The following is a 16,507-nucleotide window of genomic DNA, read 5'->3' as shown; positions in this document are numbered from 1 at the left end:
ACCAACTCGCAGTTGGTAGTACTTGCAGACGCCCAGCAGCTAGGTGTTCTGGGGGAAGCCGAGGTTCACGCCACCGTGCGACGGGTCGAGCCACCGCGAAGTGACCACCTTGGACCGCGTGAAGAAGTGCACCCCATGCGGCCCATAAGCATGCGCGTCCCCGAACAACGACTCCTTCCAGCCACCGAACGAGTAGTAGGCCACCGGCACAGGAATCGGCACATTCACACCGACCATGCCGACCTCGATCTCGTTCTGGAACCGGCGCGCGGCACCACCGTCGTTGGTGAAGATCGCGGTGCCGTTCCCGTACCGGTTGCTGTTCACCATCTCGACGGCTTCGTCGTACGACTCGGTCCGCACGACCGACAGCACCGGCCCGAAGATCTCGTCGGTGTAGATCGTCATGTCCGTGCCGACGTGGTCGAACAGCGTGGGCCCGAGCCAGAACCCTTCCGCGTCACCATCGATCGGATGATCCCGCCCATCCACGACCAACGACGCACCAGCGGCAACACCAGCGTCCAAATAGGACGTGACCTTGTCCCGGTGCACCCCGGTGACCAACGGCCCCATCTCGCACGACGGCCCGGACCCGACCTTGACGTCCGCGATCCGCGACTTGATCTTGGAGACCAGCTCGTCACCGACGGACCCCACCGCCACGACCACGGAAATGGCCATGCACCGCTCCCCAGCCGACCCGAACCCGGCCGACACCGCAGCATCCGCAGCCAGGTCCAGATCCGCGTCAGGCAGCACGACCATGTGGTTCTTGGCGCCACCCAACGCCTGCACTCGCTTGCCGTGCGCAGTGCCGGTCTCGTAGACGTACCGAGCGATCGGCGTCGAGCCGACGAACGAGATCGCCTTGACGGTCGGGTGTTCGAGCAGCCGGTCGACGGCCACCTTGTCGCCGTGCACGACGTTCAGCACACCATCTGGCAGCCCGGCCTCGGCGAACAGCTCAGCGATGAACACAGCAGCCGACGGATCCTTCTCCGAAGGCTTCAGCACCACCGCGTTGCCGCAGGCGATCGCCGTCGGCACGAACCACAGCGGCACCATCGCCGGGAAGTTGAACGGCGAGATCACCCCGACCACACCAACGGGTTGCTGGATCGAGTAGACATCCACCCGAGTGGACGCGTTCTCGCTGAACCCGCCCTTCAAAAGCTGCGGGATTCCGCACGCGTACTCGACGGACTCCAACGCCCGCTGGATCTCGCCGCCCGCATCCGACACGACCTTGCCGTGCTCGGCGGAGACGATCTCCGCCAGCTCGCCCTTGCGGTCGTTGAGCAGCTCGCGGAACTTGAACATCACCGTCGAGCGCTGCGCCAAGGACGCGTTTCGCCAGGACGCAAACGCTTCCGCGGCCGAGGAAACCGCAGCGTCCACTTCGGACACCGACGCGAACGCGACCTGCGAAGCCACCTTGCCGGTCGTCGGGTCGTACACGTCCCCAACCCGTGAAGGCGTGTCTTCCCAGTGCTTGCCGTTGATCCAGTGCTTGATCATTCTGGGCTTGGTCACGCCTTCTCCACCGCCTGCGCGAGAATCCCCAGCGCTTCTTCGAGTTCGTCCTCGGTCAGCGTCATCGGAGGCGCCAACCGGATCACGTTGCCGTACAACCCGCCCTTGCCGACGAGCAGCCCGAGCGCCTTCGACTCGGCCAGAACAGCACCAGCCGCACCGGGGTTCGGCTCGCCCTCGGGCCCGACGAACTCGACCCCGACCATCAGGCCCTTGCCGCGCACATCGCCGATCACCGGGTACTTCTCCGCCAGCGAGCGCAGCCCGCCCAGCAGCCGCGAGCCGAGCTTGGCCGCGTTGGCCTGCAGGTCGTGGTCGAGCAGGTAGTTCACGGTGGCCAGCGCGCCGGCCGTGGAGACCGGGTTGCCGCCGAACGTCGAGATGGAGTTGGCGTTGATCGCGTCCATCAAGTCGCCACGCGCCACGACACCGCCGATCGCCAGCCCGTTGCCGAGGCCCTTGGCGAACGTCATCGCATCCGGCACCACGTCGTGCGCCTGGATGCCCCAGAAGTGCTCGCCGGTGCGACCCCAGCCCGTCTGCACCTCGTCGGAGATGAACAGGATCCCGTACTCGTCCAGGACGTCCTTGAACGCGCGGAACAGGCCGTCGGGCGGCGAGGTGAAGCCGCCGACGCCCTGGATCGGCTCGGCGATCATGCAGGCGACGTCGCCGGACGTCGTGGTCTCGATGATCTCGCGCAGGTCGTCGACGCAGGCCTTGATGTAGTCCTTGTCGTCCATCGCCTTGAACGGGCTGCGGTAGCGGTAGCCGCCGTGCACCCAGCTGACCTTGATCGGCGACAGCGCGGACGCCGACCAGCCGCGGTTGCCCGTGATGGCGATCGTGGCGAACGCCCGGCCGTGGTAGCTGTTGCGCAGAGCCAGCACCTGCTCGCTGCGCCGCGCTTGAGTGGCCAGCATCAGCGCGGTCTCGTTGGCCTCGGTGCCGGAGTTGGTGAAGAAGACCTTGGCGTCCGGGATGCCGCTCAGCTCGGCGATCTTCTCGGCCAGCTCGACCTGCGACTTGATCAGGTACAGCGTCGAGCTGTGCAGCACGCCCGTGTCGAGCTGCGAGCGGATCGCATCGCTGATCTCCGCGACGTCGTAGCCGATGGCGTTGGTCAGGATGCCCGCGAAGAAGTCCAGGTAGGTCGTGCCCTCGCGGTCGGTCACCCGGCGCCCGCTGGCGCTCGCGATCTCGATGGGCTCGTCGTAGTAGAGGGCCAGCCACTTCGGCATCACCGCGCGGTGTCGTGCCAGCAGCTCCTTGTGGGCCATCACGTCCTCCAGGCGTCGCTCCTGGTGTGGAGTCTGCTGGCGGGCCCGGTTCGCCGCCATGCACAACCTGTACCCGGATCGGCTGGTTGGCATTACGTTGTGTACATGTACCCGACCGTCGCCGAAGTCGTCGCTCTCCCGGTGATCCGGCAGGGTAAGCCGCGTTTGGTGGCCGGGTCGGCCGGCCTTTCCCGGCGCGTCCGGTGGGTGCATGTGGCGGAGATCGCAGACATCGCGCCACTGCTGCGCGGCGGCGAGCTGGTGCTCACGACCGGCGTGATGCTGCCCGAGTCCGGCCTCGCCCGGTACGTCGAGGAGCTGGCAGCGGTGGGCTGTGCCGGATTGGTCGTCGAGCTGGGCCGGCGGTGGCGCGACGACGTACCGGCCGCGCTGGTCACCGAGGCGGAGCGGCACGGGTTACCGCTGGTCACGCTGTCCGAGGAGACCAAGTACGTGGCCGTCACCGAGGCGGTCGTCGGGCTGATCGTGGACGCGCAGCTGGCCGAGCTGCGGGCCGCGGAGCAGGTGCACGAGACGTTCACCGCGCTGACCGTGGCCGGGGCCGAGCCCGCCGAGGTGCTGCGCGAGGTGGCGCGGACGTCCGGGCTGCCCGTGGTGCTGGAGACGCTCGGCCACGACGTGCTGGCCTACGACGCGGCCGGACACGACCCGGTGACGTTGCTGGACGACTGGGCGGCGCGCTCGCGATCGGTCACGGTGTCCGAGCGGACCGCCTACCACCAGACATCCGGCTGGTTGATCACGATCGTCGGGGCGCGCGGCGCGGACTGGGGACGGCTGGTCATGGTGTCGCCGGAACCGCCGCCGCACCGGCACGTCGTGGTCGCCGAGCGCGCTGCCTCCGCGCTGGCCGTGCATCGGCTCGTGGCGCGCGATCGGGAGTCGTTGGAACGCCAGACGCACCGGACGCTGCTGGCCCAGTTGCTCGGTCAGTCGCCGCAGTCACCGGATCTGGGCGCGCGGGCGGCGGCGCTGGGCGTGCCGCTGGAACGCCGTCAGCTGATCGGGGTGGCGGTTCGGCCGGTGTCGGTACTGCACGGGCAAACGCTTGCGACACAGGAAGTCCTGCGTGATCTTGCCGAGGCCACGGCACTGGCCGGACGACGGGTCACGGTCGCGGCACTGGTCGGCGTCGTGGACGACACCTCGGTGCGAGCGCTGCTGTCGGTGCCGATCACCGTTGGCGTGGAAGGGGTGCTGCGCAAGGTCGCGCGCGAGATCCACCGCACGGCGGCGTCGACGGTGGTGATCGCGGTGGGCACGACCGTGACGTCCACAACGGACGTCCGGCGCTCACTGGGCGAGGCCGCGCACGTGGCCGGAGCGGCGTTGCGGGCGCCGGGATCCCAGCTCTACCACCGGTTGGACGACGTGCGGCTGCGCGGCCTGCTGCACCTGCTGCGCGAGGACGAGCGGGTGCGGGCGTTCGCGGACCGCGAGCTCGGCCCGTTGCTGGCACGCGACAACGCCCAGGGCTCGCGGCTGGTGGAGCTGCTGCGGTGCCTGTGCGAGAACGGCGGCAACAAGTCGGCGGCCGCCTCGGCCGCCCACCTGTCCCGCACGGCCTACTACCAGCAGCTGAACCGCATCGAGCAGGTCCTGGGCGTCTCGCTGGAGGACCCGGAGTCCGTGCTCTCGCTGTACGTGGCGCTCTTGGTGCACGAAATGGGCCCGTGACTCGCACGGGCCCATTTTCGGCGTGCTTGTCAGCCGTTGATCGTCGGCAGCGTGCCCGACAGCACGTTCGGGTTCGGCACGATGCCGTTGGTCGGCAGGTCGGACAGGGCCGGCGCCTTCAGGTCGCCGACGTGCGCACCGCTCGCCAGGGCCTCGGCGTTCGGCAGCGACGGGAGGGTGCCGAGCTCGGGCGCGACCGGGTTCGGCGCGGTGCGCTCCTGCGCGGCGGCCGGAAGAGCCGGGGTCTTGCCGTCGGGCGTGACCGGCGTGGTGACCTGGCCGAGCTTCAGCGCGCCGGCCGACTCGAGCGGGTTGGCGGGCAGGCTGGCGTCGGAGACGGTCTTGTCCGCGCCGACCTCCGGCACGCCGGGCAGCGACGGGAGAGCCTCAACGGCGTTGGCCGAGCCCGCGAGCAGCGGGGCAGCACCGGCGGCGAGCAGAGCGGCGGCACGAAGCAGTCCGGAACGAGACACAGTTTTCCTCAATCTGGTTTGGGGACCGATCTTCGTTTTCATCGGCTGATTTGGTTCGCGAATTAATCCGCTCGATCGGGTGTTGAGGACTTGAACCTCCCGTGACGGGAGGTCCTACGGTTGCCGTGTGACCCGCTGGAGCATCGGTGACCTGGCCAAAGCGAGTGGACTGACAGTCCGCACGCTGTACCACTACGACGAGATCGGACTCGTGAGCGCATCAGAGCGCACGGCGTCCGGTCACCGTCGGTACACACCGGACGACGTTCGCCGCCTCTATCAGGTGAGATCGCTGCGCCAGCTCGGCCTGTCGCTGGAGGAGGTCCGTTCGGCACTGTCCCGTTCGGACTCGCTGCGGCCGATCTTCGAGGCCCAGCTGGCCGCGTTGACGACGCAGGTCCAGCAGGTCGACGCGCTGCGGTCTCGGATCGCCTCGCTGCTCGACGGTCACACCACCGAATCCCTTCTGTCCACTTTGGAGATGATGTCCGTGTACGAGAGCTACTTCACCGCCGACCAGCTGAACGACCTGCGTTCCCGCGCCGCCTCGATGGGCCCGGAGGCCGTGGAGGCGCTGAAGGCCTCCTGGCTGGAGCTGGTCAAGGAGATCCGTCAGCACATGGCCGACGGCACTCCACCGACGGATCCGCGTGTGGTCGAGCTGTCGCGGCAGTGGGACGAGCTGGGCGCCAAGTTCACCGGTGGCGACCCGGGGATCCAGGCCGCGGCGCAGCGGTCGTGGAACGAGAACAAGCCCGCGATCAGCTCGCAGATCGGCTGGCCCGCGGACGACGGCCTGGTCGACTACATCGGTCAGGCGCGCGCCGCCCGGTGACGTTGCCGAAACGGCAAATGCGCGGGTGAGTTCGGCGTGGAGTCGGTAGAAGTGGGTCATGTCCGCTGATGACGACACCCGCCGGCTGCAAGCCGCCAACCCGACCGGTTGGTTCGAAGATCTCTACGCGGAGGCCGACGCCGGCACGGCCTCCGTCCCGTGGGATCAGCCCCATCCGCAACCACACCTCGTCGAGTGGGCCTCCGGTACCGACGCCGCGGGCCGCAGCGCCCTGGTCGTCGGCTGTGGCTACGGCCGCGACTCGGAGTTCCTGGCGTCTCTGGGGTTCGACGTGACCGCCTTCGACATCTCCCCCACCGGGATCGCGGCGGTTCAGGCGCGCTACCCGGACTCGAAGGTCTCGTACGTCGTGGCCGATCTGCTCGACCCGCCCGTGGAGTGGCACCACGCGTTCGACCTCGTCGTGGAGAACATGACGGTGCAGGCGCTTCCGGTCGGCCTGCACGCTCGAGCGACCGAACGCGTGGCGTGGCTGACCGGGTCGACGCTGCTCGTGCTCGCCGTGGCCCGCGACGAGGGCCCGGTTCCCGACGGCCCGCCGTGGCCGCTCACGCCGTCCGAGATCGAGGCGTTCGCGACTGATGGCCTGACCCCGCGCTCGGTCAGGCGCGACGGTCCGAGGTGGGTCGCCGAGTTCGGACGTTAACTGGCCATGAACTGGCCACTTATGGCGGAGTTCTGCCGAATAGCGTGAATCATGCTCGTTCGTCGGCTGATCGCCCGTCTGCTCGACTGGCTCCTGGTGCTGGTCGTGGCGTGGCCGTTGGTCCACGAACCCGTGCTGGTGGTGCTCTGCGCGATCGCGTACGACGCAACGCTTCTGCGCTCGAACACCCTCGGCAAGGCCCTCACGGGGCTGCGGGTCGTGGGCCCCGCGTCCGGCCTCGGCCTCAGACGGGTGCTGGCCCGCACGCTCATCACGACCGCGCTGCCCGGCGCGGGCGCGGTGCTCGTGCTGACCGGTCTGGGCTGGCGGGAACCGGCGCTGATGGCGGGCCTCGGCTGGCAGCAGCCGTGGGTCGTCATCGGCGAGCACGTGGGTGTGAGGTCGGCGGGGTGGCTCGCCTCGCTGCTACTGGTGGGCGGGCTCGTGCTGCTCGTGCTGTCGGCGGTGGAATCCCTGGATCTGCGCGGCACCCGCACGTGGCACGACCGGCGCGCGGGCACGGCCGTGGTGCGGCTCAAAGTCGGGACTCGATGAACCGCAACGCTTCCGGCAGCACCCTCCGCCAGTAGCCGCCGTCGTGCGCGCCGTGGTCGAACGACCCTGCCGCGCCGATCTCGTTCGCCAGGTCCCGTGCGGCGTCGTGGAACGGATCTTCCTGCCCGCACCAGATCCCGGCCGGTGACTTGATGCTCGCCGCGTGCCGCAACGGTTCGTGCCGCGCCCAGATCTCCTCGGACGCGAACCCGTCGATCCGCCGGGCGTCGTCCCACGCCGGGAACAGCGCCGGGCTGATCGCCGCGACGGCTTTGAGCGGCTGCCGCGACGCGAGGTCCAGCACCCCGAACCCGCCCATCGACACGCCAAGCGCGGCGTCGACCGGCACCGGCGGCGTGAGGTTCACCCAGTAGTCGTCGCCACCGTTGATCACGGCACACCGGAACGTGGCGCCGTTGAGGAACTGCGGCAACCCGAGGTCCTGCCACCACTGAACGCTCCCGCCGCGACCGTGCAGCACGAGCACGGCCGGCCCCTCGACGCCCATCCAGGCGCCCCACGGCATCGGCTGAACGGGTACAGGTGGCACGTCCGGCACCACGCCGTCCGGCCCCGTCCACCCGAGCAGGCGGCGGCCGCGTGGACTCGTCGCGCCGAATATCCCCGCTGCTCCCAGCAGGCCCGCGCCACCCAGCAAAGCAGTTCGCCGAGAGATCCCCACACCACTCAGTGAAACAGAATGTGCGGCGATCATGACAAGCGTGGACACTTTGACACTGCCAGACGTGCAGCGGCGCACCCAGGATTCCGGGATGGAAACCGACCGCGTTCGCCGTGTTTCAGCAGCATAACAGGGGGTTGAACGATGGCAGTCGAGTCCTCACCGCCCCAGGTCACACCTGACGGCCGCGTCGAGTTGAGCGACGCAGGTCCCATCAAGGACAGCAGGTTCTTCAACCCCGAGCTCGCGCCGGTTCCGATCGAGCAGCGGACCTGGACGACGTACAACTTCTTCGCGCTGTGGATGGGCATGGCGCACAACATCCCCAGCTACACGCTCGCGGCGTCGTTGATCGCCCTGGGCATGGACTGGGTGCAGGCGTTCCTCACGATCACCCTGGGCAACCTGATCGTGCTGGTCCCCATGCTGCTCAACAGCCACGCCGGCACGAAGTACGGCATCCCGTTCCCGGTGTTCGCCCGTGCGTTCTACGGCATTCGCGGGGCGAACCTCGTCGCGCTGTTGCGAGCGTTCATCGCGTGCGCCTGGTTCGGCATCCAGACGTGGGTCGGCGGCAAGGCGCTGCACGTGATCGTCGGCAGGCTGGCGGGTGACGGGTGGACCAAAGCGTCCGTCGTGGGCGGTCAGCCGTGGACGTTGTGGTTGTGCTTCTTCGGGTTCTGGGTCGTGCAGATGCTCGTCATCTGGCGCGGCATGGACGCGATCCGGCGGTTCGAGAACTGGACGGCGCCGCTGGTCAGCATCGGGTTCCTGATCCTGCTGGGCTACGTGCTGGTGAAGGCGGGCGGGTTCGGGCCGATCCTGCACCAGAACAGCACGCTCGGCTGGGGCGCCGGCTTCTGGAAGGTCTTCTTCCCGTCGCTGATGGGCATGATCGCGTTCTGGTCGACGCTGTCGCTGAACATGCCGGACTTCACCCGGTTCGGTGGTAGTCAGAAGAAGCAGGTCACCGGGCAGATCCTCGGCCTGCCGACCACCATGTCGTTCATCGCGATCGTGGCGATCCTGACGACGTCCGGCGCGCAGGCGTTGTACGGCGAGGCGATCTGGGACCCGGCGGACCTGGCGTCCCGGTTCGACAGCACGATCCTGGTGCTCATCGCGTTGATCTCGCTGGTGCTGGCGACGATCTCGGCGAACCTCGCGGCCAACGTCGTGAGTCCCTCGTACGACTTCTCGAACGCGTTCCCCAAGCGCATCACGTTCGCGATCGGCGGCCTGATCACCGGTGTGGTCGGCATCCTGATCCAGCCGTGGCGGCTGATCTCCGACCCGAGCATCTACATCTTCGCGTGGCTCGGGTTCTACGGCGGCCTGCTGGCGTCCGTGGCCGGCGTGTTCGTCGCCGGGTACTGGGTGATCAAGAAGACGCGGCTCGAGCTCGCCGACCTCTACCTGGACGGCCGGGGCGCGTACTGGTTCAACGGCGGCTGGAACTGGCGTGCCGTCCTGGCGACGCTCGTGGGCTCCGTGCTCGCGGTCGGCGGCGCCTACGGTGGACCGTTTCCGGCGGACGGCTTGATTCCGTTCCTCAAGCCGCTTTACGACTACAACTGGGTCATCGGCTTCGTCGCCGGTTTCCTGGTTTTCTTTGCTCTCAAGGAGAACACCGCAAAGGAGAAGACCAGGTGAGCAACATCATCCGGGCGGCGCTCGTCCAGCAGAAGTGGACGGGCGACAAGGAGTCGATGATCGCGAACGCGGTCGAGCACATCCGCAGCGCCGCATCGCAGGGCGCGCAGGTGTTGTGTCTCCAGGAGCTCTTCTACGGACCGTACTTCTGCCAGGTGCAGGACGCGGACTTCTACTCCTACACCGAGTCGATCCCCGACGGCCCCACCACCGAGCTGATGTGCCAGGTCGCGGCACAGAACAACATCGTGCTGATCGTGCCGATGTACGAGGTCGAGCAGCCGGGCGTCTACTACAACACCGCCGCCGTGATCGACGCGGACGGCACGTACCTGGGCAAGTACCGCAAGAACCACATCCCGCAGGTCAAGGGGTTCTGGGAGAAGTTCTACTTCAAGCCGGGCAACCTCGGTTACCCCACCTTCGACACCGCGGTCGGCCGGATCGGCGTCTACATCTGCTACGAACGCCACTTCCCCGAGGGCTGGCGCGCTTTGGGCCTGGCGGGTGCGAAGATCGTGTTCAACCCTTCGGCGACTTCTCGTTCGTTGAGCGAGTACCTGTGGCGGCTCGAACAGCCCGCCGCGGCCGTGGCGAACGAGTACTTCGTCGGCGCGATCAACCGCGTGGGTGTGGAACCGTTGGGCGACAACGAGTTCTACGGGCAGACGTACTTCGTGTCGCCGCGCGGCCAGCTCGTCGGTGAGGCCGCTTCGGACACCGAGGAAGAGCTCGTGGTGCGCGACCTCGACCTGGACCTGCTGACCGAGGTCCGCGACACGTGGGCGTTCTACCGCGACCGCCGTCCGGACACCTACGAGGGCCTGGTGACGCCGTGAGCGTGTTGATTCGCAACGGCCTGGTCATCAACGCGACCGGCTCGCACGCGGCCGACGTGCTGATCGAGGGCGAGCACATCGCCGCTCTGGTCACACCCGGATTCGAGGTGCAGGCCGACTCGGTGATCGACGCGGCCGGGAAGTACGTGATTCCGGGCGGCATCGACGTGCACACGCACATGGAGATGCCGTTCGGCGGCACCCAGTCAGCGGACACGTTCGAGACCGGCACGACCGCGGCGGCGTGGGGCGGCACAACGACGATCGTCGACTTCGCGGTGCAGCCCAAGGGTTCCTCACTGCTGTCCACTCTGGACAAGTGGCACAGCAAGGCGGATGGCAACTGCGCGATCGACTACGGCTTCCACATGATCGTCTCCGACGTCAACGACCAGTCGTTGAAGGAGATGGAGTCGTGCATCGCGGCCGGCGTGAACAGCTTCAAGATGTTCATGGCCTACCCCGGTGTCTTCTACGCCACGGACGGCGAGATCCTGCGCGCCATGCAGAAGGCGCGCGAGACCGGTGCCACGATCATGATGCACGCCGAGAACGGCATCGCGATCGACCAGCTCGTCGCGCAGGCACTGGCTTCCGGCCTGGGCGATCCCGTTCAGCACGGCCTGACCCGGCCGCCGGAGCTGGAGGGCGAGGCCACCTCACGCGCCATCCAGCTGGCTCGCGTCACCGGTTCTCCGTTGTACATCGTGCACCTGTCGGCCGCGCAGGCACTCGACGCGGTGACAGCCGCTCGTGACACGGGCCAGAACGTGTTCGCCGAGACGTGCCCGCAGTACCTGTACCTGTCTTTGGAGGACCTGGCGCGGCCGGGATTCGAAGGCGCGAAGTACGTGGCGTCGCCTCCGTTGCGCCCCAAGGAACACCAGTCGTCGTTGTGGCGGGGTCTTCGCACGAACGACCTGTCCGTCGTCAGCACCGACCACTGCCCGTTCTGCTTCAAGGACCAGAAGCAGCTCGGCGTCGGCGACTTCTCCAAGATCCCCAACGGCATGCCGGGCGTCGAGCACCGCGTCGACCTGCTGCACCAGGGCGTCGTGAAGGGCGAGATCACCCGCGAGCGCTGGGTCGAGATCGTCGCCACCACCCCGGCCCGCATGTTCGGCATGTACCCGCGCAAGGGCGTGATCGCACCGGGCGCCGACGCCGACGTCGTGATCTACGACCCGGCAGCCACCCAGACGATCTCCGCCGAGACCCACCACATGGCCGTGGACTACTCGGCCTACGAGGGCTTCGACCTCACCGGCCGCGTGGACACCGTGTTCTCGCGCGGCCGCAAGGTGATCGCCGACGGCGCCTACCACGGCTCGACGGGCCACGGCCGTTTCGTGTCCCGCGAGCTCAACCAGTACCTCGTGTAGAGAAAGGCGTTTTCGTGGACTTCGGCATCGTGCTGCAGACCGACCCGCCAGCGCGGGACGTGGTGGAAGGCCTCCGCGCCGCCGAGGACTGCGGCTTCCGTTATGGCTGGACGTTCGACTCCTGCGTGCTGTGGCAGGAGCCGTTCGTCATCTACTCCCAGGTCCTGGCTGCCACTCGCGACCTGGTCATCGGCCCGATGGTCACCAATCCGTCCACAAGGGACTGGTCGGTGACGGCATCACTCTTCGCGACGCTGAACGACATGTTCGGCAACCGCACGGTCTGCGGCATCGGCCGGGGCGACTCGGCCCGCCGTGTGATCGGCCAGAAACCGGCCTCCCTGGCCACGCTCGGCGAGGCGATGCACGTGATCAAGGACCTGGCCGAAGGGCGTTCCGTCGAGCACCACGGCACAGCGGTGCAGATCCCGTGGGTGCGCAACGGAAAGCTCGAAATGTGGATGGCCGCCTACGGTCCCAAGGCGCTGAAGATGGTCGGCGAGCAGGCCGACGGCTTCATCCTGCAGACCGCCGACCCGGACATCGCCCGCTGGACCATCGGCTCCGTCCGCGAGGCAGCAGTCGCCGCCGGACGCGACCCGTCGTCCATCACGATGTGCGTGGCAGCCCCTGCCTACGTCGGAACTGATCTCTCCCACCAGCGGGATCAGTTGCGCTGGTTCGGCGGCATGGTCGGCAACCACGTGGCGGACCTCGTCGCCCGCTACGGAGATTCCGGCGTGGTCCCCAAGGCCCTGACCGACTACATCAAGGACCGCGAGGGCTACGACTACTCCCACCACGGCAAGGCGGGCAACCGGTCGACCGACTTCGTGCCGGACGCGATCGTCGACCGCTTCTGCCTGGTGGGCCCGGAATCCGCGCACATCGAGCGGTTGCAGGAGCTCAAGGAGATCGGCGTCGACAACTTCGCGTTGTACTTGATGCACGACGAGAAGGACAAGACGCGCGACGCCTACGGCTCCTCGATCATCCAGGCGGTGTGACCCAGGCCGGGCCGGCCGTGTCCGCCGTTTCGGCGGACACGGCCGATCGGCGTTCTGCAAGCGCGGACCGGCTCAGCGGACCGTACGGATCTCGCCGTCCCAGTCGTCGGTCATCAGTGCGGGCAGGAGTTCCGCCAGCTGCACCGGGTACACCGTGTCCTCCGTGGACCGCAGCTCCTCCGCACTCCACCACCGGTAGCCCGAGATGCTGTGCTCCTCGACGTCGTTGAACCCGGACGTGTCGACGTCCAAGCCGTCCACCTGAGCGTGGAAGAACCACTCCTCGGCGTCGAACGTCTCGCCGTCGAAGCTGAACACCGCGCGGCGGCGCCAGATCGGGCCGACCAGAGCATCGGGCGCGAGCTTCAGGCCCGTTTCCTCGAAGGCTTCGCGCAGCGCCGTGTCGCGGAGTTCCTCGCCGTCTTCCACACCTCCGCCGACGGTGAACCAGAACAGTTCCTGGGGACGGGCCGGGTCGAAGCCCTGGAACAGCAGGACGCGGCCGGAGGAGTCGGTCAGGACCACTCGGGCGGACGGGCGCGGGGTCAGCATCACGGCTTCGGACGGGGCCGCGGGTTCGGCGATCTCGAAGTACGACGGCTGTGGGGCGGTGCCGCTCAAACGCAGCCAGCGGACGATGCGGCGGCGGCGTTGGACGAGGGTGTCGCGGACGGCGTCGTTGTGCACGCGGCGGGCCAGCACCACGCGTTCCTCGGCGTCGGCGAGCTCGAAGGCCAGGGCCGGCGCCACGGACGTGCGGTCGAGGGCGCCCAGCAGGCCCGAGAGTTCGTTCTCGGCCAGTTCCCGCTCAGCACGCGAGGCCGACTCGGCGCGCGAGGCAGCTGAAGACAGTGCGGGGTCCAGGAGAGCGCGGGTCACCACGGCGCGGCGGGCCAGGGCGGCGTCCAGGGCGGCCCAGGCAGCGTCGGTGCGGACGTGCAGGCGGTCCAGGCGGTTGGCGATGGCGAGGATCCAGGCGGACAGCAGGAGCGTGACCAGGACGACTACGAGCGCAGCGGTCATGGCCGGCGCACCCCGTGCGGGTCGGCGACATCGAGCACAGCGGTCATGCCTCGCTCACCCGGCGCGGGTCGGCGGCGATCGCCGTTTCGTAGACGCGCAACACCTGCGACGCCACCACGGACCAGTCGAAGGCCTGGACGCGCTGTGAGCCCAGGTCGACGTACTCGGCCCGCAAAGCGCTGTCCCGCAACACCGAACGCAGCGCGGAAGCCAAGGCGTGAGCGTCGCCGACGGGGAACAGAGCGCCTGCCTTGCCGTCGTCGAGAACACGGCGGAACGCGTCCAGATCTGACGCCACCACGGCAGTGCCGGCGGACATCGCCTCGGTCAGGATGATGCCGAAGGACTCGCCGCCGGTGTTCGGCGCCACGTAGACGTCCACCGACCGCAGCATCCGCGCCTTCTCGGCATCGTCGACCTGCCCCAGGAAATCGACCCGGGAAGCGAAGGGTCCGTCGAACGTGTTCTCACCGCGGCCCACGACCAGCAGGCGCAGGTCCGGGAACTCGTCGGCGATCAGGCCGAACGCCTCCCACAACACGGGCATGCCCTTGCGCGGCTCGTCGTAGCGGCCGACGAAGCCGATCGTGCCGCCGGGACGCGGGTAGCCGTCCAAAGTGGACGCCGAGGCGAAGAAGTCGACGTCGACGCCGTTGGGGATCTCGACCGCGTCGCCGCCGAGGTGCTCGACCTGGACGCGGCGGGCCAGCGCGGAGACGGCGATGCGGGCGGTGACCTTCTCCAGGAACGGCTGCAGCACGCCCTGGAACGCCGACAGCATCTTGGAGCGCGGCGTCGAGGTGTGGAAGGTGGCGACGATCGGGCCGTCGGCGACCATCAGCGCCAGCATCGACAGCGACGGCGCGGTGGGTTCGTGCAGGTGCAGGACGTCGAACTGGTGCTCGTCGATCCACCGGCGGACCCGCGCGTACGAGACGGGGCCGAAGGACAGCCGGGCCACCGAGCCGTTGTACGGGATGCCGACCGCGCGGCCGGCGGAGGTGACGAAGTCCGGCAGCTCGTTGTCGTCGTCCGCGGGCGCGAGCACGTTCACGGTGTGCCCGAGCGCGATCAGGGCGCGGGCGAGGTCGACGACGTGGGCCTGCACTCCCCCTGGCACGTCGAAGGAATACGGGCAGACAATGCCGACCTTCACCGCGAGAGCCTCCTGGCCAGAGCGGCGCGTCGGCTTTCCGGCAGGTCGGCGAGCCAGAGCTGCTGCAGCATGTGCCAGTCGGCCGGGTGGGCGGCGATGTCGGCGGCGAACACGTCGGCGATCGCCTGCGTCGCGGCCTGCACGGTGCTGACCTTGATCGGCGGGTGGATGCGGAAGTGCCAGCCGTCCTCGGTGAACCAGCAGCCGACCGGCATCAGCGCGGCACCGGTCGTCGCGGCCAGGTGCGCGGGGCCGGCGGGCATCAGCGTCTGCTCGCCGAAGAACGTCACGGGCACGCCGGACGATGTAAGGTCGCGGTCGGCCAGCAGGCACACGACCTTGTTGTCCCGCAGCCGCTCGGCCAGCACCGTCGCGGGTGGACGGTCGCCGCCGTTGAGCGGCAGCACCTCGAAGCCGAGCGTCTCGCGGAACTCCACGAACTTCCGGTACAACGACTCGGGCTTCAGCCGTTCCGCGACCGTCGTGAACGTGCCGGAGTGGCCCACGAGCCAGACGCCGGCCATGTCCCAGTTACCGCTGTGCGGGAGAGCGACGACCGCGCCGGTGCCGTTCTTCAGCGCCGCGTCGAGGTTCTCCACGCCGGACACCTGCGAGTTGCATTTCTCGTACGCCGCGCGCAGGTCCATCGACGGCAGCCGGAACGCCTCGCACCAGTAGCGCGCGTACGACCGCAACGAGTCCCGCACGAGCTCGTCGAGCTCTTCCTCGCCCGCCTGCGGGACGACCCGGCGCAGGTTGGTGCGCAGCTGCAGCACGCCCGCCCCGCCACGCTTCGCCGCGTAGTCGGCACCCGCGTTGAACAGCGCCCGAGCCCACTTCTCCGGCAGGAGACGGATCAGCCGCCACCCGGCCGTGTACCCGAGCGTCGCGAGGTTCACGCGGCCTCCCGCGCGGACTTCGCGACCGCGAAGATCCGCTGCAGCACCGTCGCCACCGTCATGACCGCCAGCAGCCACAGCGAGATGTCCATGAGATGCGGCACGCCCAGCCCCTGCACCCCGGCCCCGACCAGCGCGACGATGAACCGCTCGGCCCGCTCGGCCAGCCCGCCGTCGGCGCTCAGCCCGGACGCGTCAGCACGCGCCTTGACGTACGAGATGACCTGCGAGGCGACCAGGCAGATGAACCCGGCCGCTGCGGTCCAGCGCGCACCGGTGTCGAAGGCGTACCAGGTGAGCGCGGCGAACAACGCCCCGTCCGCGATGCGGTCGCAGGTGGCGTCGAGCACGGCGCCGAACTTCGTGGGCCCCTGCGCGCGGGCCATGGCCCCGTCGATCAGGTCGAGCAGCACGAAGAACGTCACGAGCGCACAGCCGAGGAACAGCTGCCCGCGGGGGATGAACCACAGCGCGCTGGCAACGGCACCGGCCGTGCCGACCACGGTGACGACGTTGGGCGTGAGGCCACGCGCGAGCAGCCACGCCCCGATCGGATCGGTGACGCGCGAGACGGACGCGCGAGCGAAGATGTTCAGCATGGCGTGTCGCAGCCTAGCCGGGCTGAGTTTTGGACGAGTAACCAGCTCAGCGCGGAGCTCACCCTCGCCTGCGGGGACACTGTCAGCCGAGCTGTCCGTGATCCTCTGCGGTCCCGTCCGCGATCCCCGCCGGCGAGCGCCGTCCCGGTGATTTCGACGGCCCCCGTGAGCGGTGACGGCTAGTAGTACTTCGTCAGGTCGCGCTGACCTGGGCGGGCGTGAT

At 68.6% G+C, this 16,507-nt stretch carries 16 protein-coding genes; 8 read left to right on the top strand and 8 right to left on the bottom strand.

Annotated elements, in window-relative coordinates; genetic code table 11:
• Positions 1-39 precede the first annotated feature (39 nt).
• Both UK23_RS39190 and UK23_RS39185 read right to left on the bottom strand, forming a co-directional pair.
• Positions 40-1,521 carry a CoA-acylating methylmalonate-semialdehyde dehydrogenase gene (locus UK23_RS39190; protein WP_045316855.1) on the bottom strand — a complete coding sequence of 494 codons (1,482 nt, stop codon included), beginning with the start codon at positions 1,519-1,521 and terminating at the stop codon, positions 40-42.
• A gap of 11 nt (positions 1,522-1,532) precedes the next feature.
• Positions 1,533-2,816: an aspartate aminotransferase family protein gene (locus tag UK23_RS39185; RefSeq protein WP_045316854.1), complete on the bottom strand. Its 1,284-nt coding sequence runs from the start codon at positions 2,814-2,816 to the stop codon at positions 1,533-1,535.
• Positions 2,817-2,921: 105 nt separating this feature from the next.
• Between UK23_RS39185 and UK23_RS39180 the strand changes: the two genes are divergently transcribed.
• Positions 2,922-4,514, top strand: a complete 1,593-nt coding sequence (locus UK23_RS39180) for a PucR family transcriptional regulator (protein WP_045316851.1) — start codon at positions 2,922-2,924, stop codon at positions 4,512-4,514.
• 29 nt (positions 4,515-4,543) lie between these two features.
• Here UK23_RS39180 and UK23_RS39175 read toward each other — a convergent pair whose 3' ends face one another.
• Positions 4,544-4,987 carry a hypothetical protein gene (locus UK23_RS39175; protein WP_045316850.1) on the bottom strand — a complete coding sequence of 148 codons (444 nt, stop codon included), beginning with the start codon at positions 4,985-4,987 and terminating at the stop codon, positions 4,544-4,546.
• A gap of 127 nt (positions 4,988-5,114) precedes the next feature.
• On the opposite strand from UK23_RS39175, the gene UK23_RS39170 reads away from it, so the two are divergent.
• From UK23_RS39170 to UK23_RS39160, 3 genes are read left to right on the top strand one after another with little or no spacing between them, the layout of a single operon-like run.
• Positions 5,115-5,822, top strand: a complete 708-nt coding sequence (locus tag UK23_RS39170) for a MerR family transcriptional regulator (RefSeq protein ID WP_045316849.1) — start codon at positions 5,115-5,117, stop codon at positions 5,820-5,822.
• Between the two features lie 58 nt (positions 5,823-5,880).
• Positions 5,881-6,489, top strand: a complete 609-nt coding sequence (locus UK23_RS39165) for a class I SAM-dependent methyltransferase (RefSeq protein ID WP_045316848.1) — start codon at positions 5,881-5,883, stop codon at positions 6,487-6,489.
• 51 nt (positions 6,490-6,540) lie between these two features.
• Entirely contained in the window at positions 6,541-7,044 is a 504-nt protein-coding gene (locus UK23_RS39160; protein ID WP_045316847.1) for an RDD family protein, read from the top strand.
• Here UK23_RS39160 and UK23_RS49350 read toward each other — a convergent pair.
• On the bottom strand, positions 7,025-7,726 hold the full coding sequence (locus tag UK23_RS49350) for a hypothetical protein (protein WP_156213706.1): 702 nt from the start codon (positions 7,724-7,726) through the stop codon (positions 7,025-7,027). The genes UK23_RS39160 and UK23_RS49350 overlap by 20 nt on opposite strands.
• A 144-nt stretch (positions 7,727-7,870) precedes the next feature.
• Here UK23_RS49350 and UK23_RS39150 point away from each other — a divergent pair, with 144 nt between their 5' ends.
• From UK23_RS39150 to UK23_RS39135, 4 genes are read left to right on the top strand one after another with little or no spacing between them, the layout of a single operon-like run.
• The gene (locus tag UK23_RS39150; RefSeq protein ID WP_045316846.1) at positions 7,871-9,379 is read left to right on the top strand and encodes an NCS1 family nucleobase:cation symporter-1; all 1,509 of its coding nucleotides are present in this window, start codon (positions 7,871-7,873) and stop codon (positions 9,377-9,379) included.
• Positions 9,376-10,218: a nitrilase-related carbon-nitrogen hydrolase gene (locus UK23_RS39145; protein ID WP_082115335.1), complete on the top strand. Its 843-nt coding sequence runs from the start codon at positions 9,376-9,378 to the stop codon at positions 10,216-10,218. The genes UK23_RS39150 and UK23_RS39145 overlap by 4 nt, the downstream gene beginning before the upstream one ends.
• Positions 10,215-11,600 (top strand): dihydropyrimidinase, encoded by a 1,386-nt coding sequence (gene hydA, locus UK23_RS39140; protein ID WP_045316845.1) that lies wholly within the window; start codon positions 10,215-10,217, stop codon positions 11,598-11,600. Before UK23_RS39145 ends, hydA begins: the two co-directional genes overlap by 4 nt.
• Before the next feature lie 14 nt (positions 11,601-11,614).
• On the top strand, positions 11,615-12,607 hold the full coding sequence (locus tag UK23_RS39135; protein WP_045316844.1) for a TIGR03842 family LLM class F420-dependent oxidoreductase: 993 nt from the start codon (positions 11,615-11,617) through the stop codon (positions 12,605-12,607).
• Positions 12,608-12,679: 72 nt separating this feature from the next.
• Here the strand turns inward: UK23_RS39135 and UK23_RS39130 are convergent, their stop codons facing one another.
• The 4 genes from UK23_RS39130 to pgsA are packed head-to-tail and all read right to left on the bottom strand — an operon-like array spanning position 12,680 to position 16,284.
• Complete coding sequence (locus tag UK23_RS39130; RefSeq protein WP_045316843.1) at positions 12,680-13,630, bottom strand: NUDIX hydrolase; 951 nt, start codon at positions 13,628-13,630, stop codon at positions 12,680-12,682.
• Between the two features lie 43 nt (positions 13,631-13,673).
• Complete coding sequence (locus UK23_RS39125; protein ID WP_045316842.1) at positions 13,674-14,786, bottom strand: glycosyltransferase family 4 protein; 1,113 nt, start codon at positions 14,784-14,786, stop codon at positions 13,674-13,676.
• Entirely contained in the window at positions 14,783-15,685 is a 903-nt protein-coding gene (locus tag UK23_RS39120; protein ID WP_045316841.1) for a phosphatidylinositol mannoside acyltransferase, read from the bottom strand. Before UK23_RS39120 ends, UK23_RS39125 begins: the two co-directional genes overlap by 4 nt.
• Complete coding sequence (pgsA, locus tag UK23_RS39115) at positions 15,682-16,284, bottom strand: phosphatidylinositol phosphate synthase (RefSeq protein ID WP_045316840.1); 603 nt, start codon at positions 16,282-16,284, stop codon at positions 15,682-15,684. The genes UK23_RS39120 and pgsA overlap by 4 nt, the downstream gene beginning before the upstream one ends.
• Between the last annotated feature and the right edge of the window lie 223 nt (positions 16,285-16,507).

This window comes from Lentzea aerocolonigenes, assembly GCF_000955955.1.
Lineage (GTDB): Bacteria > Actinomycetota > Actinomycetes > Mycobacteriales > Pseudonocardiaceae > Lentzea > Lentzea aerocolonigenes_A.
This window is presented reverse-complemented; position numbering and strand designations above follow the sequence as displayed.